Source organism: Paraburkholderia sp. J94 (genome assembly GCF_905220285.1).
GTDB classification, from domain to species: Bacteria; Pseudomonadota; Gammaproteobacteria; order Burkholderiales; family Burkholderiaceae; genus Paraburkholderia; species Paraburkholderia tropica_A.
In genome coordinates this window covers 301699-323913 of the sequence record NZ_CAJMZH010000005.1, presented here as the reverse complement: position 1 = coordinate 323913, position 22215 = coordinate 301699, and the positions used below count along the sequence as shown (strand labels likewise).

Below are 22215 nucleotides of genomic sequence, written 5' to 3'. Positions count from 1 at the left end.
TTTTTGCGTGGTCTGACGATAAATACAAGGACAGACGACACAGCGGCGGTGTCGTGATCCTGACCACGCCTCATAAAACTGAAAAAGCATGGCCCACGTCTATTCCTCGATCGATATCGTCGGCGTTGCCTCTTATGGCGGGGCCACGCACACGACCGCTCAACGATAACAACGGCAATGCCATTGCGCTGCGGTCGATTGCCCGCTTGCGCTCCATCTCATGTCCAAGCGTCCCGATACCCTGGAAACCACGCGGCTCGCGCTCGAATTGCTGCGGCGCATTCCGCGCAACCGCCGCATTACCGCGGTGGAATTGCACGAGCAGCTTCAGCACGCCGGCGTCGAGCGCGATTTGCGCACCATTCAGCGCCAGCTCGACAAGCTCAGCGAGCATTTTGACATCGACCGCGACGAGCGCAGCAAACCCTACGGTTATCGCTGGAAGGAGCAATCGGGCGGCTTGTCGTTGCCGATGCTCAACGAGCAGGAAGCGCTGCTGATGTTGCTCGCGGAAAGTCACCTGCGCCATCTGTTGCCCAGCGGCATCATGAAATCGATGCACGGCTTCTTTCAACAGGCACGCGACAAGCTGGGTCCGGCCAGCCCGGATCTGCGCGCGCGGCAATGGCTGAACAAGGTGCGCGTGGTCAGCACGACGCAGCCGCTCTTGCCGCCGAAAATCGAGGACGGCGTGTTCGAAAGCGTGAGCAATGCGCTCTACGCGAATCTCTGGCTGGAGATCGACTATCGCAACGTCGCGGGCAAGTGCAAACGCGCCAGCGTGATGCCGCTCGGTCTCGCGCAACAGGGCGTACGGCTTTATCTCGTGTGCCGCTACGAAGGCTACGACGAGGAGCGCATTCTGGCGCTGCACCGCATTGCCTCCGCGAAAGCCACGACGAGAACCTTCGAGCGTCCCGCCGATTTCGATCTCGAACAATACGACGCCGATGGCCATTTTGGTTTCGGCAATGGCAAACGCATTCGCTTGCGCTTTCAGATCGACAAAGAGGCAGGATTGCATTTGCGCGAATCGCCGTTGTCGCTGGATCAGCAGATCGACGAATCTAGCGCCAGTTATGAAATCACCGCGACGGTCGCCGATACGGCGCAATTGCACTGGTGGCTGCGCGGTTTCGGCGACAAGGTCTGGGACGTCCGCCGCGAAGAGGTGGAGCCCGTCGCGTAGCGACACATCTTGTCGCGTGACTGGGGACAATCGCTTTCAGCCACACAACAGGGATAGCCGAACCGGCCGCGAGTGGGCACCGGTTCCATCGACAGTCTTTATCAAGAGCGAACATGACTTCGAACGATTCGTTGTTTTCCACGGCCGACGGGGACGCGCAACCGGGCAACGACGCCAGCGGCAACGCACGGCGCACGAACGACCCAAACCACGCAGACAGCATCCGTGTGGGCGTGGCCATGTCGGCGCGCGAGACGGTCGAGCGCTTCGGCAGCGCGAACGCGGAATACATCAAGGGCTACACGGGGATCGACCAGGAGACGGGGCAGGTTTTCGCCAAGGGCCTCAAGGAGATCGCGGGCCACAAGGTCAATGCCGATCCGCTTGAAGCGGCGAAGAATATCAAGCAGCAGGCAGGCTTTTCCGCCGAGGTCGCGGCGACCAGTCACGATAACGCCGAGGCGATCATCAACGGTTCGAAGGTGCGCACGTCGCGTACCGACGACCTGCCGCAATACGGCAAGAATCACAATGTAGTCGACCGTGTGCAGCTTCTCGACGGCCAGGTGATCGAGGGATCGCAGGCGCAAATGAAATTCGTCGGCGATCGCGATCAGCTATTCAAGCGCATTGCGGGCGAAGACGGCAAGTTCGCGCGCTATCGCGGCGTGAAGCTCGAATTGCCATCCGAGCAATATGCGGGCGCAAAAGAATTCTGCCAGCAGCAAGCCGAGCAATTGCGCAAGAACGCGCAGCAAGCAGAGCTGCATGGCAAGCCCGATATCGCGGCCAGATTGCGTCGTGAGGCGGCGAATTACGATCAATTGGCCGACAACGTCAGCGACAGTGGTTTGACGACGAAGCAAGCCATTTTCTATCGCGAGCATCCCGAGTTGGCGACATTGCGCGATATCGCGCGCACGAGCCATCGCGCGGGTATGGATGGCGCGAAATGCGGCGCGGTGATTGGCGGCTGTATTTCGCTGCTGAAAAATGCGTTCTCCGCGGCACAAGGCGAAATGGCATGGCGCGAGGCCGCCGTCGAAGTGGGCAAGGACACGGCCAAGGCGGGTGCGCTCGGTTATGCCACGGCGGCAGCCGGCGCGACGATCAAGGCGGGCTTGCAGCAGTCGAGTTCGGAAATGGCGCGCGCATTGGCGAAAACGAGTGCGCCGGCGATGGCGGTCAACGTGTGTCTGTCGCTGGGCGTCTCGGTCAAGCGCTATGTGTGCGGCGAAATTGACGAAACGGTATTGCTCATCGAAGTGGGCGAGAAGGGTGCGGGCATGTTGTCCAGCGGCATGATGGCCGCGCTCGGGCAGATCGCCATTCCCATTCCGTTCGTCGGCGCCGCGATTGGCGGCATGGTGGGCTATACGTTGTCGACGATGTTTTATCAAAGCGCACTCGACGCGGCGCGAGCCGCTGCCGCGTCGCGCGTCAATCTCGCGCGCATCACGGCATTCGAGACCGCAGCGCGTGCGCGTATTGCGCAAGAGCAGGCGGCGCTCGACAGCTTCATGCAGCGCGAACTGCCGCAATTGCATCGCGAGACGCTGGCATTGTTTGTGGTGGTCGAGAGCGCAGGGCATGGATCGGTCGACGATCTGGCGGCGGCTGTGAATCGCTATGCGACCTTGCTGGGAAAACATTTGCAGTTTTCGACGCTCGCGGAATTCGACGGCTTCATGGCCTCCGACGAACCGCTGCGGCTGTGAACGCATCCATTACATCGTTTATTGTTTGCATTGCACGAGGAGTAGACCATGCTGCTGAAGCAGCTTTCCAATGATGATAAGCGGCTGTTCCTGCGCGTTGCCGAATTGCTGAGCCTGAGCGACAAACCCATTCTCTGGGGCGGCAAGCGTAAAGAAGAGATTACTTCGACGACCAATCTCTCGGACATCAAGATTCAGCGTGGCGAACGCGAAACGCTGGCGCTGGAGGACCTGCATCTGGCCTTGCAGGTTTCGGAAGATAAGGCGGAACCGGCAGCGTCAGGCAGTTGGGGAAACCTGGGCAACCTGGGCAATCTGGGCAATCTGTTTCAGCAAGTCGCTGCGATGGCTCAGGGCGCGAATTCGATCGAGTATTCGCTGCTCGCGCGAATCAAGAAACTGCCCCTTCAAACCGCCGACGACCCGGCCGCGCGCGCGAGCGCCGCGCTCGAAATACTGCGCGATCAGCTGAAGGAAAAGAAGTCGATTCTGCCCTCGGTACCCAAACTGATGCTGTTCGAACTGATGATGCTGGCCCTGACCGACGGCGCCGTGTCGAGCATCGAGTGGCAAGTGCTCAACGAATTCAAGCATCACTATCAGATTGAAGATCATATTTTCGACGATCTGCTGGCGCGCGCGGAACTGACCTATCGCGAAGCCCAGAAGACCATCGCAATCATTCTCGAATAAGGAGGCAGGCATGGTTCCCGTTATTCTCGGTGCATTTGCTGCGGGCACGGCGTTGTACGGCGCCTATAAGGGCGTAAGCGGCGCGATCGATCACAACAACGCGAGCGATATCAACGACGACGCGAAGTCGATCGTCGACCGCGCCAACGCGCGCGTGAACACGCAGCGCCAATCGACCAATGCCGTTCTCGAAGACTACGGCTCGCGCAAACTGCGTGCTTTCAACGGCGTGATCGCCGAATTCATCGAAGCATTCGGAAAACTGAAGAATGTGGAGACGCTGCGTTCGCCGGAACTGGAAAAGCTCAATCTCGGCGACTTTTCCACGGTTACGCTCGAAGGTCTGAAGAACGACTACGCGCTGCTGAAAAGCTCGGGGCTGGGTCTCGGATCGGGCATCGGCGGCGGTGCGGCAGTGGCGTTCGGCGCCTATAACGGCACCATGCTGCTCGCCACGGCCAGCACGGGCACGGCCATTTCGACGCTGAGCGGCGCGGCCGCCACGAATGCCACGCTCGCATGGCTCGGCGGCGGTTCGATCGCGGCGGGCGGCGGCGGCATGGCGCTCGGCACCATGATTCTCGGTGCCGTGGCAGTGGGTCCGGCACTGGCGATTCTTGGCCATATCGTCGGCAACAAGGGTGAGGAAGCGCTGAACAATGCGCGCAGCAACCTTCAGCAAGCCAAGACGTTCCGCGATGCGGCCACGTTGATGCACACGAAACTCGAATCGATCCAGCGCGTATCGTCGCTTGCGAATGGCACGTTCTCGAAAATCAGCTCGCATCTGCGTCTCGCGGTACGCGATCTCAACCGCGCCATCGAGGAGCACAGCGAGAATTACGCGCTGTTCCCCGTCGAAGCGCGCGAGACGGTGCTGCGCTCGGTGAAATTCGCGCAGTTGCTCAAGGCGATGATCGATACGCCGATTCTCGACAAGGACGGCAATCTCGTGCTGTCGACCGAGAAGCAGGTCGAGGACATCGCCGCGCTGGCGGTCTGAGTCAAACGCCAACCGGAATCCGCCAGTCATGTCCGAGCAAGACGCCAGCGCCCCACGCCGCGCCTTTCCCTGCAACCAATGCGGCTTGTGTTGCCAGCATGTCGATCAAGCGGAACAAAGCCGCTATCTCGACCGTGGCGACGGCGTCTGCAGGCATTACGATGCGGATGGAAAATCGTGCTCGATTTACGCCACGCGGCCGGCGTTTTGCCGCGTGGATTTGCACTACGACACGCACTATGTCCATCTGTATAGCTGGGACACGTTCGTGGAAATGAACCTCGAAGTCTGCGCCGCGCTCGCCGCAATGCACGCGGCCTGACATGGCGCGGAAAACAGCCGTGGATGAATGCCGCGGATAACAACAACTATCAGCAGTCTCCATGCTCACTCAGGAAGAGAAAACCGTCCTCGACATCATGGGCACGCAGCCGGATCGCGCGTGGCCTTCGAATATTCTCAAGGAAGCCGTGCTGGCGCGGCTGCCGGAATTCGGCGAGAAGACCGTGCGCCGGTTGTTCGTGAAGCTCGAAGAAGAATCGTTGATCGAGCGCGACGGCAATGGCCGCAACACCACGTGGATGCTGCTCGTGCGTGGGCCGAGTGAAACCGTTCGGCCGCCCGTCGATATTTCGCTGGCGCTGCTGAAATTGCGGCAATTGGCGCGGCATCATCTGCCGCCGGGCAAGATTGGCGATTTCCGCGAATATCTCGCGGGCGCGAATCGTGTGCTAGGCGTGCCGCCGCCGGATTCACGCACGCGCAGCGCGCAGGCATGGATCGGCAAGACGGCGCGCGTGGCGCCCGGTTATCCGGTGCTTGAACCGGAAATCGACGAAACCGTATTCGATACCGTGTGCTCCGCGCTCTATCGCGATGAAACGCTGCGAATCACGTATCGGTCCGCGGAAGTGAGCGAAGGCGTCACGCGCGATTATGTCGTGCTGCCGTATGCGATCGTCGAGAAAGCGCCGTTCTGGTATCTGGTCGTGAGTCTGCGCCGGTCGAGCGGAGCGCAGGGCGCGCCCTTTTTATTGCGCATGGACCGCGTGGTGTCGGTCGAGCCACGCGGCTACGAACTGAAGCGCGATACCAGTTTCGATCTCGCCGCCTTCATTCGAAGCGAACGCGTGTTTGAATGGTTTCCGGAAATGCCCGAGCAGTGCGTATTGCGCGTGACCGAGGTGAATGGCATTCCCAGTGCGTTTCGCGCGGCGCCGCTCGCGCACGATCAGGTGATCGAGGAAGCGCCGGGAGGCTTTATGCTCAAGGCGACGCTGACGCCTTCGCGCGCCTTGCGCAATTTGCTGCTCGAACATGCGCCGACGGTGGAATTGCTGTCGCCTGCGCATCTGCGTGCGGAGATCGCGCAGACTTTGATGGCGGCGGCCAGCCGATACGCCGCGCCGCTACCGGCCTGATTTCAGCCGCGCGCGAGCCGAACGTACTGGATTTACGCGCGGATTCGTGCCAGATTCGCGCCCGTTATTCAAACCATCAATGCGCGAGCGTCCAGATGAGCGAACCGGAAAAGAGTGCGACGACAACCGATGCACAGCGCTGAATCAGCGCCGGACGCAAATGCGGCAGACGGCCTTCACGCGGCGCGGCGCCAATGGCAATCCACGCGCAGCCAATCGGAATCAGCAGAATGGCGAATAACGCCATGGCTTCCATCCACGTGGCGAATTTCGCAAAGGCTTCGGGCGGAAAAATCGAACCGGCAAACAAAATGGCTTTGGGATTAAGCACCGTCGCGCTGAATAAGATGCGCGGGCCGATCACTTTGGCGCTCGATGTTTCGATCGTATTGGCCGTGAGCCACAGGCGAATGGCGAGCCACGCGAGATAGAGGCTGCTGGCGATGCGCAAGACTTTCGGCAGCCAGCTCAGCGATTGCGAAGCGTGCGTGAAGCACAGGCCCCACAGCGTGATGGAGACGAGATAGCCTGCCAGTTCGAAGGCGGTCAGATGCGTGGCGCGACGGAATCCCAGCCGCAGGCCGGCGGCGGCGAGCAGGGTGTTGGTCGGTCCGGGCATGAGCAGCACGATCGCGCAGCCCGACGCCATCAATGCGGCGGAGGAAAGGGTGAGCATGAGATGGCCGATGCAAGCGTGCCGTGCCCGGTCGAGCGGCGCGGCTAAAGGGACAGGGTGGTCGCATAGACGCGCAACCTTGCCGTGAGCCCGACATTCTACGACTTTCGTCGCCGCTTCCAGGTTTAAAGAGGGTAAACGGGGATTGAAGGGTTTAACGCTTTCGCAAACGTAATACGCGCCGGATGGAGAGCGGCAACGTTGCCAATGCAACGATCGAGATGAAAAAGTGAGATCACCGCGTGCGTGATGCACGAGTTTTCCCTATGCGAAATGAATCGTTTCGGCGATTCGACTCGTTGCTGTTGTCGATTTCATGGCGATGCTAAAAAATTGTTAAGTCATTGATTTAAAAAGTGAGTGTTGATTAAGGTCGTGGGATTCAAAAATATTTCAACGTTATCCCTAAATAAAGCGCATGAGATGCCGTTAAAGTGTGCGCGAGATCCTGAGCCATGACTACGCGGGCCAGGAACAATAAACATACACCGTTCGGGGCGCGACACACTCGCTTGTGTCGCCGACACCATCTCCTATGCCTGATTTAGCCTGGACCTTGCCTGTGGCGCGATGGTCCTTCTGGTCTTCCACGTCGGAAAGCCCGCCTGCTGTCGAATTCGTCGATCCGATGATGCGCCGCCGGCTGAGTTCGCTTTCCCGGATGGCCCTGAAAGTGGCGGGCGATTGCGTCGACGCGCATACGCCGGTGCGGGTGGTGTTTGCCTCGCGGCATGGCGAGCTGCGCCGCACGACCGATATTCTGCGCGACATCGAAGCCAATAAGCCGGTCTCGCCGAATGCGTTCAGTCTTTCGGTGCTCAATGCGATGTCGGGGCTGTTCGGCATGGCGCGCGGCGATCGATCGGCGGCCACGGCCTTGTCGGCGGGCGCCGAAACGCTTGGCTATGCGCTGCTCGAAGCGCACGCGCAATACGCGGACAAGCCGGGCGGCCCCATTCTCGTGATCTACGCCGACGAACCTGCCGACGCGCGCTACGGTGCGGTCGAACACGAAGTGCAGGGCGGCGCGCTGGCGCTGCTGCTCGATGCGGGCGCGGCTGCGCAAGGCCGGCTCGCGTGCTCCGTCACGCCGGACGCCGGCACGCAGGATCAAACGACAAATCAAGCGACAAATCAAGCGGCAAATCAAGCACCCAATCAAGCATCGGTGCGCAAATTCGCGACGCAAAGCGAAGCGCTGCATCACTGCCTGAGCGCTCGCGAAAGCGCGGCGTGGGACGGCAGCGGCGGCACATGGCAATGGAGCTGGCATGTCGGCGCGGCTTAACTACGGCTGGCGCCTGTTCGCCACGGCCTTCAGTTTCGTGGTGTTCGGCGTGTGCGGGCTGCTGTTTTCGCTCGTCGCGTTTCCGGTTGCGTGCGTCTGGCCGCATCGCGCTTCGCGTCAACGCGCGGTGTCGGCGATCATTCACGCGTTCTTCCGCGCGCTCGTGGCCGCGCTGCAACGCGTGGGCGTCATGACGCTGGACGTCGAAGGCGTCGCGGCGCTGCGCTCGGGCACGCCTGCCATCGTGGTCGCGAACCATCCCACTTATCTCGACGTGGTCGTGCTGCTCGCACTCATGCCGTCGGCCTGCTGCGTCGTCAAGAACGCGCACTGGAGCAATCCGTGCTTCTGGGGCATCGTGCGCGCCGCCGAGTACGTGAGCAACGCCGACCCGCAAGGCTTCGTGGAAGACTGCGCGCGCCAGCTCGCGAACGGCTACAGCATGATCATTTTTCCCGAAGGCTCGCGCAGTCCCGCACCGAACCGCCTGCATGCGTTCTCGCGCGGTTTCGCGCACACGGCGCTGGAGGCCGGTGCGCCGATCCTGCCCGTGCTGATGCACTGCGACCCGCCCGCCTTCACCAAGCAGATGCGCTGGTATCACGTACCGGAGCGGCCTTTCCGCATGACCGTGAACGTGCTGGCGCCTATCGGCGTGGAGCGGCTCGCGCCGCGCGAGATGCCGTCGGCGCTCGCAGCACGCAACGTCACGCGCGCCATCGAGGCGCACATCACCCAGTACCTGTTCGACTATGGATTCTTTAAAACTGGAAATTAAGCAGCTCTTGATCGAGGCGCTCGATCTGGAGCACCTCACGCCCGCCGATATCGACGACGACGCACCGCTGTTCGATACCGACGGCGTGGGGCTCGATTCGATCGACGCGCTGGAGATCGGCATCGTGCTGCGCCAACACTATCAACTGACCATCGCCGCCGACGACGAAAACGTTCGCGGCCAGTTTCGTTCGATCAACACGCTCGCGGCGCTCGTCGCGAGTCATCGCAACGAAAACGCATCGCTGGAAGCTATTGCAGGCAAGGGGGATTGAACCATGAACGACGCAGAAATTCTCGGGCGTATCCGCGAGATCTTTCAGGAAAACTTCGATATCGAGCCGTCGCGCGTCACGCCTGAAGCGCATCTGTTCGAAGAACTGGATCTCGACAGCATCGACGCCGTCGATCTCGCCATCAAGCTCCAGGAAATGACGGGCCGCCGTATCAAGCCGGAAGAGTTCAAGTCGGTGCGCACGGTCGGCGACGTCATCGCCGCCGTGGAGTCGCTGCTCGCAACCCAGGCCTGAGGCATCCCGTGACGGTTCGTTCCGCGCACGCCGCCGGGCCGCTCGCGCCCGCCGCCACGCGCGCGCCGGGCAAGCTGCGCCTGCTCGCCAATCTCGCGTATCCGGTCGTGATCCTGTGCGCGTGGCGCTGGGATTCGCCGCGCCTCGTCGGGCTGATGCTGCTCGCGCTGCTCTGGCTGCAACGCGTGGCCGGCACGGGCGCGATCGCGGCGCAACTGCGCAAGCTCACGCCGGTCGACTGGGCCGTGGCGATCACGCTCAACGTGGCGTCGGTGGCGATCGTGTTCACCAATAGCGAACGGATCATGCGTCTGTATCCGGCGTGTGTGAATCTCGGGCTGCTCGTCGCGTTTGGCGCGACGCTCGTCAAAGGTCCGTCGATGATCGAGAAGTTCGCGCAGCGGACCTATCCCGAACCGCCCCCGCACATCGTGCGCTACACGCGCCGCGTCACGCAGCTCTGGTGTGCGTTCTTCGCCGCGAACGGCGCGTTTTCCGCGTGGACGGCCTTCGCGTGGCCGCCGAAGCTGTGGTCGCTCTATAACGGCGCGCTCGCGTACGGACTCATCGGCGTGCTGATCGTCGGCGAAATCGCATGGCGCAAATGGATCATGCTGCCGCGCGCGGCGCGACAGGAGGCGCTGTGATCGCGCTGCACGCATTACTCGCGGCGTCGGACCGCGAGCCGCAGGCCGTGGTCTGCCTCGACGGCGCGGGCATCACGCGCTTTTCGACGTTTCAGGCGCAGGCTTTGGGTATCGCCGCGCGTTTGCGCGAGCGCGAGGCCCAGCGCATCGCGCTCTGGAGCGACGATCCTTACGTCTTCGCGTGCGCGCTGTTCGGCGTGCTCGCGGCGGGCAAGGTGCCGGTGATCCCGGCCAATGCCACGCCCGGTTATCTCGCCGATCTGCGCGACCATTACGACGCCGTGCTCGACGATGGCGAACTCGCCGCGTGGTGCGCCGCGAGGTGTGCCGATGACGTTACGCCTGGCATCGCGACGCTTGCCACAAGCGCCGCCATCGACGCTATCGACGCCCACGCGCCGCTCACGTTGTTCACCTCGGGCAGCAGCGGCACGCCGAAGCCGGTCCACAAGACGCTCGCGCAATTCGATGCCGAAGTGCGCACGCTCGAAGCCGAGTGGGGCGCGTGGGTCGGCGACGCGACCGTGCTCGCCAGCGTGCCGCATCACCATATCTACGGGCTGCTGTTCCGCGTGTTCTGGCCGCTGGCGGCGGGGCGGCCGTTCGACCGCGCGACCTGCGCCGATCCCGCGCAATTGCAGGCGCGTATCGCGCAATGCGGCGCGGCCGTGGTGGTCTCGACGCCCGCGCAGCTCTCGCGCTGGCCCGATCTGCCTGGCTTTAGCGCGCTTGCGCCCGCGCCGCGCGCGTTCTTCTCGTCGGGCGGCCCGTTGTCCGCCGACGCCGCGCTGCGTTATGCCGCGACGTTCGGCGCCGCGCCGCTGGAGATCTACGGCAGCACGGAGACGGGCGGCATCGCGTGGCGGCGCCAAAGCGAAACCGACGCGTGGACGCCCCTGCACGGCATCGCCGTGCGCGCGGGCGCGGCGGAGGAAGGCGGCGCGCTCGAAGTGCGCTCGCCGCATCTCGGCCACGACGACTGGCATCGCACCGACGACCAGGCCGCCTTCGACGACGCGGGCCGCTTCCGTCTGCGCGGCCGCCTCGACCGCGTGCTGAAGCTCGACGGCAAGCGCGTCTCGCTCGGCGAGATGGAAAGCCGCCTGCTGCTGCATCCCGACCTCGCCGACGTGCGGACGGTGCCGCTCGCGGGCACGACGCGCCAGCGCATCGGCGCGCTCGTCGTGCTCTCGGCGCAGGGCCGCGAACGCTTGCGCCTCGAAGGCCGCGTCGCGCTCGTCAAGGCGCTGCGCCGCCATCTCGCCGCCTATTTCGACGCCGTCGTGCTGCCGCGCCACTGGCGCATCCGCCGCGCGCTGCCGGTCGATGCTCGCGGCAAGATTCAGGCGCGCGCCGTCGCCGAGGCGTTCGAAGTGCGCGAGGAAGGCTTCGAACTGCTCGCGGAATGGGACGAGACGGAAAGCGCTGAACACGCTGAACAAGCGCCCACGCCGCCCGCCCGCGCGTTCGAATTGCGCGTGCCGCACACGCTCGCGCATTTCGCGGGCCACTTCCCGGGCTTGCCGATTCTGCCGGGCGTCGTGCAGGTCGACTGGGCGCTGCGTTTCGCCGACGAATGGGTGCCGGGCGCCCGCGCGCTCGCCTCGGTCGAGCAATTGAAATTCATGGCGCCGGTGCCGCCGGGCGTGCTGCTGAAACTCGTGCTGAAGCACGACGCGGCGCGCCGCCGCATCGCGTTCGTCTGGCGCTTCGGCGAGCGCGACTGCGCCTCAGGCGTCATCGTGTACCGGGAGCCCGCGTGAGTCTCTCAGCCTGCATCGTCATACCGATCTACAACCACAAGGACGCGATTGGCGGCACCGTGGCGAACCTGGTCGTGCACGGCCTGCCGCTGTTCGTCGTCGACGATGGCAGCGACGAGGCCACGCAGCAGGTGCTCGCCGCGCTCGCGCAGCGCCACGCGGGCCAGCTCACGCTGCTGCGCCTGCCCGTGAACGGCGGCAAGGGCGCGGCGGTGATGGCGGGGCTGCGCGCCGCGCGCGACGCGGGCTACACGCACGCCTTGCAGATCGACGCCGACGGCCAGCACGACGCCGCCGACGTGCCGCGCTTTCTCGCCGCCGCCGCCGCGAATCCGCGCGCGGTCGTGCTCGGCCAGCCTGTCTACGACGAGAGCGTGCCGAAGGCGCGTCTCTACGGCCGCTATCTGACGCACGTGTGGGTGTGGATCGAAACGCTGTCCTTCACGATCCGCGATTCGATGTGCGGTTTCCGGCTCTATCCGCTCGATCTCGCCTGCGCGCTGATCGACAGCGTGAAGCTGCCCGAGCGCATGGACTTCGACATCGAGATTCTGGTGCGCCTGTACTGGCGGCGCGTCGAGTTCGTGTCGATCCCGACCGCCGTCACCTACGCCACTGACGGCGTCTCGCATTTCGACGTGCTCTGGGACAACGTGCGGATCAGCCGCAGCCACACGCGGCTCGTCGCGGGCATGCTCGCGCGTTTGCCGCTGCTGCTTGCGCACAAGGTCTTGCCGCGCCGTCGCGAGAACGCATCCGCGAGCGGCGCGCCCGCGCCCTGGTGGCGGCGCGCCGAACGCGGCAGCCGTCTCGGCATGAGTTTGCTTGCACTGAGCTGCCGCCTGTTCGGGCGGCGCTTCACGGCGCTCTGGCTGCATCCGATCGTCGCGTATTTCCTGCTCACGGGCCGCCCCGCGCGCGAGGCGTCGCGGCGCTATTTCGCGCGTCTCGCGCAAGCGGTGCCGCAGCCCGCGACGCCGCGTCCCGGCTGGCTGACCTCGTACCGGCACATGCTCGCGTTCGCGCAGTCGGGCTTCGACAAGCTCGCCGCGTGGACCGGCCGCGTGGACTTCTCCGATGTCGAGATCGACGACGCCCACGCGCTCGACGCGCTGCTCGCGAGCGGACGCGGCGCGCTCGTGATCGGCTCGCATCTCGGCAATCTGGAAATGGCGCGCGCGCTCGCCGTGCGCGGCGCGCAGACACGCGTGACCGCGATCGTCTACACCGAGCACGCGAAGCGTTTCAACAGCGTGCTGGCGGGCGCGAACCGCGATTTCACGCAGCATCTGGTGCCGGTGAGCGACTTCGGGCCGCAAACCGCGCTGATGATGCAGGAGCGCATCGAGCGCGGCGAACTGCTGGTGATCGTCGGCGACCGCACGCCCGCGCACGAAAGCGGACGCTTGACCGAAGCGCAGTTCCTCGGCGCAACCGCGCCGTTCGCGCAAGGGCCGTACGTGCTCGCGCATGCGCTCGCGTGTCCCGTCTATCTGCTGTTCTGCCTGAAGGAGCGCAGCGGCTACCGGCTCTATTTCGAGCCCTTCGCCGAGCGCATCGAACTGCCGCGACGCGACCGCGCGGAACACATCGCGGGCTGGGCGCAGCGCTTCGCGAGCCGCCTCGAACACTATTGCCGCAAGGCGCCTTATCAATGGTTCAACTTTTACGATTTCTGGGCGCGCCCAGGCGGGAATACGAGGAAGACGAATGGCCGAACATGACCTGAACGGCGTCCAGGCCGCGACCGCCGACGTGGTGATCGGCGGCCGCCGTCTGACGATCGAGGACGTGGTGGCGGTGGCGCGCGAAGGCGCTGCCGTGCGGCTCAGCGACGACCCGGCCTGGCGCGCGCGCATCGCGCGCGGCGCGGAATTCCTGCGCCGCCATCTGGACGCGGGCGCGACCGTCTACGGCGTCAACACGGGTTACGGCGACGCCTGCGTGGTCGACGTGCCGATGGCGCTCGTCGAGGCGCTGCCGCTGCAACTCACGCGCTATCACGGCTGCGGCATGGGCGAGCATCTCGACGATGCGTCCGCGCTCGCGGTGATCGCCGCGCGTCTGAATTCGCTGGCGTATGGGCTCTCGGGCGTGCGTCCGGTGCTGCTGGAGCGTCTCGCCGATCTCATCAATCATCGCGTGCTGCCGCGCATTCCCGCAGAAGGCTCGGTGGGCGCGAGCGGCGACCTCACGCCGCTGTCGTACGTGGCAGCGGCGCTGGCGGGCGAGCGCGACGTGCAGTTTCGCGGCGCGTCGTGCACGGCGCGCGACGCCTGGCAGGCGCTCGGCCACGCGCCGCTCACGCTCGCGCCCAAGGAAGGGCTCGCGCTGATGAACGGCACGGCCGTGATGACCGGCCTCGCGTGTCTCGCATTCGCACGCGCGGCGCAGCTGGCGCGCCTGAGCGCGCGTCTCACGGCGCTCGCGACGGTGGCGCTCGACGGCCGCGCCGCGCATTTCGACCCGCTGATCTTCGAAGCCAAGCCGCACGCCGGGCAAGGCGAGGCCGCCGCGTGGATTCGCGCCGATCTCGCCGGGCGTCCCGACACGCCGGGCCATCGCCTGCAGGACCGCTATTCGATCCGCTGCGCGCCGCACGTGATCGGCGTGCTCGGCGACGCACTGTCCTGGATGCGCCGCGATATCGAAAACGAACTCAACAGCGCCAACGACAATCCGCTGATCGACCCCGACGGCGAACGCGTGCTGCACGGCGGCAACTTCTACGGCGGCCATATCGCGTTCGCGATGGACGGGCTGAAGAACGCCGTCGCGAATCTCGCCGATCTGATGGATCGCCAGCTTGCGCTGCTCGTCGACGACAAGTTCAACAACGGCCTGCCGCGCAATCTCACGGGCGCGAGCGCGGCGCGCGCGGCGATCAATCACGGCTTCAAGGCGGTGCAGATTTCGTCGTCGGCGTGGACGGCGGAGGCGCTCAAGCACACGATGCCCGCGAGCGTGTTTTCGCGCTCCACCGAGGCGCACAACCAGGACAAGGTGAGCATGGGCACGATCGCGGCGCGCGATTGTTTGCGCGTGCTGCAACTGACCGAGCAGGTCGCGGCGGCGCATGCGCTCGCGACCGTGCAGGCCGCACAACTGCGTCTGCGCGGCAACGCGGGCACCGTGATTCCTGAGCCGCTGCGCGCGTTCATGACGGACGTGGCGGCGGTGTCGCCGTTCGTCGACGAAGACCGCGCGCTCGAACACGAACTGCGTGCCATGACGGCGCGGATCGCGGCAGGCGAATTCATCGGCGCACAGGAAGGAGACGCGGCATGAGCGTGGCGGACAAGGCCGTACTGAGCGCGAGCGCGACCGTGGAAGTGCCGTTCCACGACGTCGATGCGATGAACGTTTGCTGGCACGGCCACTACCTGAAGTACTTCGAATTCGGCCGCGCGGCGCTGCTGCGCAAGTTCGATTACGACTATCGCGAGATGCAGGCGTCGGGCTATGTGTGGCCCGTGGTCGAGGCGCATCTGAAGTATGTGCGTCCGGCGATTTACGGACAGCAGATCGAAGTTTGCGCGCATCTGCTCGAGCACGAAAACCGCCTGAAAATCGGCTACGAAATTTTCGATTGCGCCACGCGCGCGCGGCTCACGAAGGGCTATACGATTCAGGTCGCGGTGAACGCCGCCACGCAGGAATTGCAGTTCGTCTCGCCGCCGGTCGTGTTCGAAAACCTGGAGCGCGCATGGGCACGTTGATACGCGGCACGGCGTTCGCGGCGTTGATCGCGCTTCAAACTGCGTGCTGGCCTGTGCAGGCGGCGACATCGGCTTCGAACGCGAGTGCAAGCGCAAGCGACGCCGACGCGGCACTCGTTTCGCAGATCGCCGCGCGCCTCGCGCAGACGAAAGGCGTGCGCTCGCACTTCACGCAGACGCAGACGCTCGCCGCGCTGAAGACGCCGCTCGTCAGCACGGGATCGCTGCTGTTTTTTCGCGATCGCGGCGTGATCTGGCAAATCGACAGGCCTTATAAAAAGACCTGGGTGATGAGCGACAGCGGCATGACCGTGCTCGACGCGACCGGTCAGCGCGTGGCGAACGGCGGCGCGCAGGGCGCACGCGGCGCGGCTGAAATCGCGAAGATGATGCGCGCGATGCTGGGCGGCGACCTGAGCGGGCTCTACACGCAGTTCGACGTGCAGGCGCGCGGCACGCCCGCGCGCTGGCAGATGCGCCTCGTGCCGCGTCAGCCGCAGATCGCGCAGGCGCTGCGCGGCATCGAGATGGACGGCGGCGAGTTCCTGCAAGGTCTGCGCATCACGCTCGCGAACGGCGACGTCACGCAGTACGCGTTCAGCGGCAGCACGCCCGTGAGCGAACTCGCGCCCGCCGACCAGAAACTGTTCGGAACGCCGTAGTGAATTCGCCGGAGCTTCGTGCCGCATCCACTACACGAACCGCACGCCGCGCGTGGCGGCATTGGGCGCTGCGCGCCGCGTGGCTGCTGCTCGCCGTGGCCGCCGCGCTCTATTGCGGCTGGCGTTTCGCGGGGCCGTCGCCGTTGCAGACGAATCTGCTTGCGCTGCTGCCCGCCACCGAGGCCGATCCCGTCGCCGAAGAAGCCGTCGATCAACTCGCGAACGTGCTCGGCAATCGCGCCGTGCTGCTCGTTTCCAGCGACAACGACGCGCACGCGAAGGCGGCGGCGCTGCAACTGGGCGCGTCGCTGAGCGCGAGTCACGCGTTCGCATCGGTGACCGCGCGCATTCCGCCGTTCGACCTCGGGCGCATCGCGCGCTTCTATCTGCCGTATCGCTTCGGCCTGCTTACGTCCGAGGATCGCGCGAGCTTGACGAACGCCAGGGGCGGCCCGGCCGCGCTGTCCAGCGCGCTCACAGAGCGCCTTTACGGCCTGCCCGGCGTAGGCCTCTCGACCTCGCTCGCCGACGATCCGTTCGGCTGGCTCCAGCACTGGCTCGCGGGCCTGCCGCTGGCGGCATCGAATCTGACCGTCGAGGACGGCTTGCTGGTCGCGCATCGCGGCGCGACCACGAGCGTGCTGGTGGTCGGCACGCTGACGGGATCGGCGTATGAATCGTCGGTGCAGCAAAACGTGCTGCACGCCGTCGCGCAAGGCGAGAGCGCGCTGAAGTCGGCATGGCCCGACGTCAGCGTCGCGCGCACGGGCGCGGTGTTCTACGCCGAGTCGGCGCGGCGCGCCTCGGAGCGCGACGTGCACGTGATCGGCATCGTCTCGGCAGTCGGCATCGCGCTGCTGATGCTCTGGATCTTCCGCTCGCCGCGCCTCATTGCGCTCGGTTTTGTCTCGACGGCGCTGGGCATTCTGTGCGCGCTCGCGGCGACCATGCTGATCTTCGGCAAGCTGCATCTGCTGACGCTGGTGTTCGGCGCGAGCCTGATTGGCGAGGCCGTCGATTATTCGATTCAGTATTTCGTCGTCTATCTGGGCGCGCGCGAGCACTGGAACGCGCGGCGCGGCGCGCGCGAAGTGATGCCCGCGCTCGCGGTGGCGTTCGGCACGAGCGTGCTCGGCTACGCCATCCTGACCTTCGCGCCGTTCCCGGCGCTCAAGCAGATCGCGTGCTTCGCGATCGTCGGCATCTTGATCGCGTTTGCTTCGGTGATCGGCCTGCTGCCGAGCCTCATGATGCGTCCCGCGCGCCGCAGTCCGCGCACGCTGTTCGCCGTGGCCGCCGTGTCGCTCGCGAAATGGCAGGCGCTGATCGGCGGACGTCGCGCGTGGCTCGTCGCGCTTGCGGTGGGCGTGGTGGCGGCGCCGGGCTGGCTGCAACTGCGCAGCGACGACGACATCCATCTGCTGATCCAGCGCGATCCGTCGCTGGTCGCGCAGGAGCGCGTGGTGAGCAACGCGGTGGGCGTCGACAACAGCGCGCAGTTCTTCGTCGTGCGCGGCGCGTCGCCCGAAACCGTGCTCGAACGCGCCGAAGCGCTGTGCGCGCGGCTGGGCACGCTCACGGGCGCAGCGGCCGTGAGCGGCTGGCAGTCGGTCACGTCGTTCGTGCCGTCGGACAAGCAGCAGGACGCCGATCGCGCCTTGCTGGCCGCGCACGTCTTCAACGATCCGGCCGCGTTGCGCGCGATGCTGGGCGCGGCGGGCTTTCGCGACGACGTTGCGCAGGCGTGGCCGCGCGCGTGGGCGCGATCCGGTTCCAGCACGCTGAGCGTGGACGCATGGCTGGCCGAACCGTGGTCGCAGCCGTTCCGCCACCTGTGGCTCGGCCGCTCCGCGAGCACGCCGGGCGCATTCGCGACGGTCGTGATTCCGCAGGGCGTGTCGAACGCGAACGAGCCCGCCTTGCGCGCGCTCGCGACGACCTTGCCCGGCGTGAGTTTCGTCGACAAGGCGGCGAGCGTCTCGCATCTGTTCGGTGTCTATCGCGAGGACGGCGCGCTCTGGCTCTCAGGCGCGCTCGTGCTGGTGTTCGCGCTGCTGACGCTGCGTTACGGCTGGCGCGCGGCGTTCGCGGTCGCGCTGCCCGTGTGGCTCGCGATCGGCGTGACGCTGGCCGTGTTCGGCTACGCGCACGTGCGCATCAATCTATTCAACCTGCTGGCGCTGATGCTCGTGCTCGGCGTGGGCGCGAACTACGCGGTGTTCCTGCGCGAAGGCGCGATGCGCGCGAACGCCGATACCGGCGCGGTCTGGACCGGCGTGCTGCTCTCGGCGACCACGACGCTGCTCTCGTTCGGCCTGCTCGCGATGACCTCGATGCCCGCGCTCAAGAGCTTCGGCGCGACGCTGTCGCTCGGCATCATGGTGTCGGTCCTGCTCGCGCCGGTCGGCATGCCCTCGAATTCACGGAGAACGAACTGATGGCGCGGCCCGCCTCTCAATCTGCCCGACCGGTTTATCTGCACGCGCTCGGCATGGTCAACGCGCTCGGCGACGACGTGAGCGCCATCGCCGCCGCACTCGCACGCGCAGAAGCGCCCGGCATGGGGACGATCCGCACGCGCATCGGCGAGGCGTTCGCGGGCCGCGTGCTCGCGCCGCTCGCGCAGCCCGGCTTTGCGCCGCCCGCCGCGCTCGCCAGCTACGACTGCCGCAACAACCGCCTGCTGCTCGCGGCGCTGGCGCAGATCCAGCCCGCCGTCGATGCCGCGTGCGAGCGCTTCGGCGCGGGGCGCATCGGCGTGGTGCTGGGCACGAGTACATCGGGCATCGGCGCGGTGGAAGCGACGTTCGCGCAGGCAGGCAGCGATGCGGACAGCGATGCGCCCGCCGTGACGCCCTTCGACTATCGCCAGATGGAAATCGGCACCGCGGCCCCGTTCGCTGCCGCCGCGCTCGGCCTCGGCGGCCCCGCGTTCACGATTTCGACGGCCTGCACGTCGAGCGCGAAAGCGTTCGTCGCGGCGCGCCGCCTGCTGCGCGCGCGGCTGTGCGATGCGGTGGTGGTCGGCGGCGTCGACACGCTCTGCGAACTCACGCTGCAAGGCTTCGCGTCGCTCGAATCGACGAGCGCCGCGCGCACCAACCCGATGAGCGCGAACCGGCGCGGCATCAATATCGGCGAAGGCGCGGCGGTCTTTCTGATGAGCCGCGAAGAAGGACCGGTGCGCTTCGCGGGCGCGGGCGAGTCGAGCGACGCGCATCACATCTCCGCGCCCGATCCGCAGGGCGCGGGCGGCGAGATCGCGTTGCGCGCGGCGCTCGCGGACGCGGGCATCGGCGCGGGCGCGATCGGCTACGTCAACCTGCACGCCACCGCGACGATCAAGAACGATCAGATGGAAGCGCAGCTGATGGCGCGCGTGTTCCCCGACGGCGTGGCCGCGAGCGGCACCAAGCCGCTCACGGGCCACACGCTCGGCGCGGCGGGCGCGACCGAAGCGGGCCTCGCATGGCTGACGCTCGCGCGCGACGACGTCGCGCTGCCGCGTCATCTCTGGGACGGTCAGGCCGACGCGTCGCTGCCGCCGCTCGATTTCGTCGAGTCGGAGCGTTATCTGCCGCGCGGCGCGGGGACGGGGAGCCAGTACGTCATGAGCAATTCGTTCGCGTTCGGCGGCAGCAACGCTTCGCTGGTGTTCGCACGATGACCGTCGCCTTGAATTCCGCACCGGGCGCCGAAGCGTTCCCGCCGATCGAATCGATCATCCCGCATCGCGGCACGATGCTGCTGCTCGACGCGGTGTGCGCGTGCAGCGACGAATCGCTGAGCGCCGAAGCCAGCGTGCGCGCCGACGCGTGGTACGCCGACGCACAGGGCGCGATGCCCGCGTGGATCGGCATCGAACTGATGGCGCAGGCGATTGCGGCCCACGTGGGCCTGCTGTCGATGCGCGCGGGCAAGGCGGCGCGCCCCGGCGTGCTGCTCGGCACGCGCCGCTTCACGGCGCTGCGCGACACCTTCGCGGCCGGTGCGCCGCTGCGCGTGAGCGTGAACGAACTGCTGCGCAGCGACGAAGGCCACGGCGCCTACGGCTGCACCATCGAACAGGAAGGCGTGCTGTGCGCCGAGGCCACGGTCAAGGTGTATCAGCCGCACGATTTTCAGACTTTCATCGAGGAAAACTCCCGAGCATGAGCCCGACTCCGAGCCAGACCCCGAACCGGCGTGTACTCGTGACCGGCGCGAGCCGCGGCATTGGCCGCGCGATCGCCTATCAACTGGCCGCCGACGGCTTCGCCGTCACCGTGCATTGCCGCACGGGCCTGAAGGAAGCGCAAGCCGTCACGGCGGGCATCGCCGCGCAAGGCGGCTCGGCCGGCGTGCTGCAATTCGACGTGCGCGACCGCGCCGCCTGCCGCGCCGCGCTCGAAGCCGACGTGACGGCGCACGGCGCGTACTACGGCATCGTCTGCTGCGCGGGCGTGACGCGCGACGCGGCCTTCCCCGCGCTGACCGACGAAGACTGGGACATCGTGCTCGAAACCGGTCTCGACGCCTTCTACAACGTCGTGCATCCGCTCGTCATGCCGATGGTGCGCGCGCGCAAGGGCGGGCGCATCGTCACGGTGGCGTCGGTGTCGGGCGTCACGGGCAATCGCGGCCAGGTGAACTACAGCGCCGCGAAGGCGGGGCTGATCGGCGCGACCAAGGCGCTCGCGGTCGAACTCGCCACGCGCAACATCACGGTCAACAGCGTCGCGCCGGGTCTCGTCGATACGGGCATGCTCGACGAAGTGCCGCTCGACCACGCGCTCAAGGCCGTGCCGATGAACCGCGTGGGCCAGCCCGCCGAAGTCGCTTCGGTGGTCGGCTTTCTCATGTCGGATGCGGCGTCCTATGTGACGCGCCAGGTCATCGGCGTCAACGGAGGCATGGTCTGATGAAGCGCGTCGTGGTGACGGGCATGGGCGGCGTGACCGCGCTCGGCGACCGTTGGGAGCAGGTGGAGGCCGCGCTCGAACGCGGCGCGAATGCGGTGCGTCGTGTGCACGACTGGGATTACATCGAGGCGCTGCATACGCGGCTTGCCTCGCCGCTGCCGAAGTTCGAAACGCCCGACTACTATCCGCGCAAGAAGACGCGCTCAATGGGACCGGTCTCGCTCTACGCGGTGCGCGCGAGCGAGTACGCGCTCGCGGACGCGGGCCTGCTCGACGATGCGTCGATCAAGGACGGCCGCATGGGCGTGGCGTACGGTTCGTCGGCGGGCTCGGTGGAACCCGTGCGCGCGTTCGGCAAGATGCTCGAAACCGGCTCGATGAGCGACGTCACGTCGAACAGCTACGTGCAGATGATGCCGCACACGACGGCGGTGAACGTGAGCCTCTTCTGGGATCTGAAAGGCCGTATCGTGCCGACGTCGTGCGCGTGCGCCTCGGGCAGCCAGGCCATCGGCTACGCGTATGAAATGATCGCGAGCGGCAAGCAGACGATGATGCTCGCGGGCGGCGCGGAAGAACTCTCGGGGCCGGGCGTGGCCGTGTTCGACATGCTCTACGCCACCAGCACGCGCAACGACGATCCGCAATCCACGCCGCGTCCGTTCGACGCCGCGCGTGACGGGCTCGTGGTGGGCGAGGGTGCGGCCACGCTCGTGCTCGAAGAGTACGAGCACGCGCTGGCGCGCGGCGCGCGCATTCACGCGGAAGTGGTGGGCTTCGGCTGCAACTCCGATGGCGCGCATATCACGCAGCCCACGGCGGCGACGATGGCGGTCGCGATGCGCCAGGCGCTCGCCGACGCGCAACTCGCGCCCGAAGCGATTGCCTACGTGAACGCGCACGGCACCTCGACCGATCGCGGCGATATCGCCGAAAGCCACGCCACGGCGGAAACCTTCGGCGCGCGCATGCCGATCAGTTCGCTCAAGAGCTATATCGGCCATACGCTCGGCGCGTGCGGCGCGATCGAAGCGTGGTGGACGATCGAAATGATGAAGCGCAATCGCTACGCGCCGACGCTGAATCTGCACGAGGTCGATCCAGCCTGCGCGCCGCTCGACTACATCATGGGCGCGCCGCGCGAGATCGACGCCGACTACGTGATGAGCAATAACTTCGCGTTCGGCGGCGTGAACACGTCGTTGATCTTCAAGCGCATCCGGTGAGC

At 66.0% G+C, this 22215-nt stretch carries 22 protein-coding genes; 21 read left to right on the top strand and 1 reads right to left on the bottom strand.

Features of this window, described 5'->3' with window-relative positions:
- The first annotated feature begins 220 nt into the window (after window positions 1-220).
- From U4Y88_RS12710 to U4Y88_RS12685, 6 genes are all read left to right on the top strand, one after another.
- Window positions 221-1189 (top strand): helix-turn-helix transcriptional regulator, encoded by a 969-nt coding sequence (locus U4Y88_RS12710; protein WP_321784289.1) that lies wholly within the window; start codon window positions 221-223, stop codon window positions 1187-1189.
- Between the two features lie 113 nt (window positions 1190-1302).
- Window positions 1303-2907 carry a hypothetical protein gene (locus U4Y88_RS12705; protein ID WP_321784287.1) on the top strand — a complete coding sequence of 535 codons (1605 nt, stop codon included), beginning with the start codon at window positions 1303-1305 and terminating at the stop codon, window positions 2905-2907.
- A 48-nt stretch (window positions 2908-2955) separates the two neighbouring features.
- Complete coding sequence (locus U4Y88_RS12700) at window positions 2956-3600, top strand: hypothetical protein (RefSeq protein ID WP_321784285.1); 645 nt, start codon at window positions 2956-2958, stop codon at window positions 3598-3600.
- Window positions 3601-3610: 10 nt separating this feature from the next.
- Window positions 3611-4603 carry a hypothetical protein gene (locus tag U4Y88_RS12695; protein ID WP_321784283.1) on the top strand — a complete coding sequence of 331 codons (993 nt, stop codon included), beginning with the start codon at window positions 3611-3613 and terminating at the stop codon, window positions 4601-4603.
- 28 nt (window positions 4604-4631) lie between these two features.
- Window positions 4632-4925, top strand: a complete 294-nt coding sequence (locus U4Y88_RS12690) for a YkgJ family cysteine cluster protein (protein WP_321784281.1) — start codon at window positions 4632-4634, stop codon at window positions 4923-4925.
- 61 nt (window positions 4926-4986) lie between these two features.
- A complete protein-coding gene (locus U4Y88_RS12685; RefSeq protein ID WP_321784279.1) occupies window positions 4987-6024 on the top strand; it encodes a WYL domain-containing protein in 1038 nt (345 codons plus the stop codon).
- A gap of 76 nt (window positions 6025-6100) precedes the next feature.
- Here U4Y88_RS12685 and U4Y88_RS12680 read toward each other — a convergent pair whose 3' ends face one another.
- Window positions 6101-6955 (bottom strand): LysE family translocator, encoded by an 855-nt coding sequence (locus U4Y88_RS12680; protein ID WP_321784277.1) that lies wholly within the window; start codon window positions 6953-6955, stop codon window positions 6101-6103.
- A 280-nt stretch (window positions 6956-7235) separates the two neighbouring features.
- On the opposite strand from U4Y88_RS12680, the gene U4Y88_RS12675 reads away from it, so the two are divergent.
- The 15 genes from U4Y88_RS12675 to U4Y88_RS12605 are packed head-to-tail and all read left to right on the top strand — an operon-like array spanning window position 7236 to window position 22213.
- Window positions 7236-7988 (top strand): beta-ketoacyl synthase chain length factor, encoded by a 753-nt coding sequence (locus tag U4Y88_RS12675; protein ID WP_321784275.1) that lies wholly within the window; start codon window positions 7236-7238, stop codon window positions 7986-7988.
- Window positions 7972-8766, top strand: coding sequence for a lysophospholipid acyltransferase family protein (locus U4Y88_RS12670; protein WP_321784272.1), 795 nt, complete (start codon window positions 7972-7974; stop codon window positions 8764-8766). The genes U4Y88_RS12675 and U4Y88_RS12670 overlap by 17 nt, the downstream gene beginning before the upstream one ends.
- Window positions 8741-9040, top strand: coding sequence for a phosphopantetheine-binding protein (locus U4Y88_RS12665; RefSeq protein WP_224013540.1), 300 nt, complete (start codon window positions 8741-8743; stop codon window positions 9038-9040). The genes U4Y88_RS12670 and U4Y88_RS12665 overlap by 26 nt, the downstream gene beginning before the upstream one ends.
- Before the next feature lie 3 nt (window positions 9041-9043).
- Window positions 9044-9295 carry an acyl carrier protein gene (locus U4Y88_RS12660; RefSeq protein WP_065060839.1) on the top strand — a complete coding sequence of 84 codons (252 nt, stop codon included), beginning with the start codon at window positions 9044-9046 and terminating at the stop codon, window positions 9293-9295.
- A gap of 8 nt (window positions 9296-9303) precedes the next feature.
- Window positions 9304-9942 (top strand): hypothetical protein, encoded by a 639-nt coding sequence (locus U4Y88_RS12655; protein WP_224013539.1) that lies wholly within the window; start codon window positions 9304-9306, stop codon window positions 9940-9942.
- Window positions 9939-11705: an AMP-binding protein gene (locus tag U4Y88_RS12650; protein WP_321784270.1), complete on the top strand. Its 1767-nt coding sequence runs from the start codon at window positions 9939-9941 to the stop codon at window positions 11703-11705. The genes U4Y88_RS12655 and U4Y88_RS12650 overlap by 4 nt, the downstream gene beginning before the upstream one ends.
- Window positions 11702-13429 (top strand): glycosyltransferase family 2 protein, encoded by a 1728-nt coding sequence (locus U4Y88_RS12645; protein WP_321784268.1) that lies wholly within the window; start codon window positions 11702-11704, stop codon window positions 13427-13429. The genes U4Y88_RS12650 and U4Y88_RS12645 overlap by 4 nt, the downstream gene beginning before the upstream one ends.
- Window positions 13416-14993 carry an aromatic amino acid ammonia-lyase gene (locus U4Y88_RS12640; protein WP_321784266.1) on the top strand — a complete coding sequence of 526 codons (1578 nt, stop codon included), beginning with the start codon at window positions 13416-13418 and terminating at the stop codon, window positions 14991-14993. Before U4Y88_RS12645 ends, U4Y88_RS12640 begins: the two co-directional genes overlap by 14 nt.
- Complete coding sequence (locus U4Y88_RS12635; RefSeq protein WP_321784264.1) at window positions 14990-15424, top strand: thioesterase family protein; 435 nt, start codon at window positions 14990-14992, stop codon at window positions 15422-15424. Before U4Y88_RS12640 ends, U4Y88_RS12635 begins: the two co-directional genes overlap by 4 nt.
- On the top strand, window positions 15412-16086 hold the full coding sequence (locus tag U4Y88_RS12630) for an outer membrane lipoprotein carrier protein LolA (RefSeq protein ID WP_321784262.1): 675 nt from the start codon (window positions 15412-15414) through the stop codon (window positions 16084-16086). The genes U4Y88_RS12635 and U4Y88_RS12630 overlap by 13 nt, the downstream gene beginning before the upstream one ends.
- Entirely contained in the window at window positions 16086-18524 is a 2439-nt protein-coding gene (locus U4Y88_RS12625) for an MMPL family transporter (protein WP_415774429.1), read from the top strand. The genes U4Y88_RS12630 and U4Y88_RS12625 overlap by 1 nt, the downstream gene beginning before the upstream one ends.
- Window positions 18524-19753, top strand: coding sequence for a beta-ketoacyl-ACP synthase (locus U4Y88_RS12620; RefSeq protein ID WP_224013533.1), 1230 nt, complete (start codon window positions 18524-18526; stop codon window positions 19751-19753). The genes U4Y88_RS12625 and U4Y88_RS12620 overlap by 1 nt, the downstream gene beginning before the upstream one ends.
- On the top strand, window positions 19750-20241 hold the full coding sequence (locus tag U4Y88_RS12615; RefSeq protein ID WP_321784260.1) for a hotdog family protein: 492 nt from the start codon (window positions 19750-19752) through the stop codon (window positions 20239-20241). The genes U4Y88_RS12620 and U4Y88_RS12615 overlap by 4 nt, the downstream gene beginning before the upstream one ends.
- On the top strand, window positions 20238-20987 hold the full coding sequence (locus U4Y88_RS12610) for a 3-ketoacyl-ACP reductase FabG2 (protein ID WP_224013531.1): 750 nt from the start codon (window positions 20238-20240) through the stop codon (window positions 20985-20987). Before U4Y88_RS12615 ends, U4Y88_RS12610 begins: the two co-directional genes overlap by 4 nt.
- Window positions 20987-22213: a beta-ketoacyl-ACP synthase gene (locus U4Y88_RS12605; RefSeq protein ID WP_321784258.1), complete on the top strand. Its 1227-nt coding sequence runs from the start codon at window positions 20987-20989 to the stop codon at window positions 22211-22213. Before U4Y88_RS12610 ends, U4Y88_RS12605 begins: the two co-directional genes overlap by 1 nt.
- Window positions 22214-22215 lie beyond the last annotated feature (2 nt).